We start from the raw sequence: 1,693 nt of genomic DNA, 5'->3' as shown, positions 1-1,693 counted from the left end.
GCGAGGTTGCCGTTGACCGCGTAGCTGTAATGGCGCATGTACAGCGGCCGCGTGGGCTGGTTGATCGCGTGGGCCTGCAACCGGCCTTGTTCGTCGTAGTGGTACTGGCTGGTGAGCTGGCCTTGTTGGCGCTGCTGTTCACGTCCGAAGGGAAACTGGTGGGTGGTGAGTCGCGCGCCGTTGAGGTCGATGGCGCTCAGCGCGCCGCCCTTTTCGTGGTGATAATCGAGTTTGCTGCCGTCCGGCAGGCGCATGCGCTTGAGCTGGCCACAGGCGTCGTAGCCATAACGCAGCGTGCCCCAACCCTGATGCTCGGTGATCAGGCGATCCTGTGCGTCGTACTCGAATTCCAGCGGGTGATCGTGACCGTCATCGACACGGATCAGCCGGCCCAGCGTGTCATAGCGGTACTCGACCTGGAGGCCATCGGGCAGGGTCTTGACCCGCAATCGCCCTGCCGAATCCCGCTCATAAGCGGTGACCCGTTGCGCGCCGTCAGCGCCGAACTCGGTCTTCTCCAGCAGTTGCTCGTTGAGGTCGTAGGCATACGCCGTGCGTTGCCCGTCGAAGGCGGTTTCCTGTCGGATCAGTCCGTTGGGCGTGTAGTCCAGCCGATAGTGTTCGCCGGATTCGTTCTCGATGTCCGTGAGCAACAGCTGCGCGTGGTCGTAGCGATAGGTGAGCTGCGAGCCATCCGGGTTGATACGGCGGCTGACCAGGTGCAAATCATCGGCATACTCGAAGCGCGTGACCTGGCCCAGCTCATCGCGTTCGGCGGTGATTTTTCCGTAGGCGTTGTAGCTGAAGGCGCGAGTGGCGCCGGTCGGCAGCGTGACCTGGATCAGTCGGCCAACGGCGTCCCAGGCGTAGCGGGTGACGGCGCCGTGTTCATCCTGGCGGGTCAGCTGCCGACCCAGTGCATCGTAGGAAAAGCGCCGCTGGCCGCCGTCGGGCAAGGTTTCTTCGATCAGTTGCCCGAGGGCATTGCGGACAAAGACCTGCCGGCTGTGGTCCGGGTAGCGGATCGACAGCAGTTGCCCTTGGTCATCGTAGTGATAGTGGGTGACATGCCCGTCGGGATCGGTGGCTGCGGTGATGTCGCCCTGGGCGTTGCGCTGGTACGTCCACACCGCCTCACCGCGAGAGCGGGCGTGCAGAAAACCGTTCTGATACTCGTAGGACGTCGGCGCCTCTTCCGGCGGAATCAGTGCTACCAGCCGTCCGACGTCGTCGTAGTGGTATTCAGTGACGGCCCCGAGCGGATCCTGCTCGGCGACCAACCGTCCTTGATCGTCATAGGCCTTGAGGTGTTCCCCGCCATCGAGGCCGACTTGGCGCACCAGCCGCGCCCGGTCATCGTGCTGGTAAACCTCTTCGCTGCCATCGCTGTTGTGGACGGTGACGCGGCCTTGGTCATCCCAGACGTAACGCGCCTCCATCTGCGCAAACGAGGCCCAATGACGGATGCATCGCGCCGCCTTGCCGGACCTTTCCCACGCCCAGAAGAAACTCGCCCCACCGGCCAGTTGCCGCTGCAGGATGACGTGCTGTTCGTCGTAGTCGTAGCGCTCGCTTTCACCGGCGGCGTTAGTGGCTTCGATCAGCTGACCGCGTTCGTTGTAGCGGTAAGTGACCAGCGTTTGTTCGGTGTGCCAGGCGTCGTCGAGGGTCGGGGCCGGGACAAACACCTGAT

At 63.5% G+C, this 1,693-nt stretch carries 1 pseudogene; it reads right to left on the bottom strand.

What is annotated here, in order from left to right:
• Positions 1-1,693, bottom strand: a pseudogene (locus NTD84_RS11210) (type IV secretion protein Rhs); the annotation flags it as partial.

Origin of the sequence: Pseudomonas sp. 14P_8.1_Bac3 (genome assembly GCF_025466085.1) — a bacterium.
Taxonomy (GTDB): Bacteria; Pseudomonadota; Gammaproteobacteria; order Pseudomonadales; family Pseudomonadaceae; genus Aquipseudomonas.
Note: the sequence above shows the minus strand (reverse complement) of the source record. Positions and strands in the feature narration are given on the sequence as shown.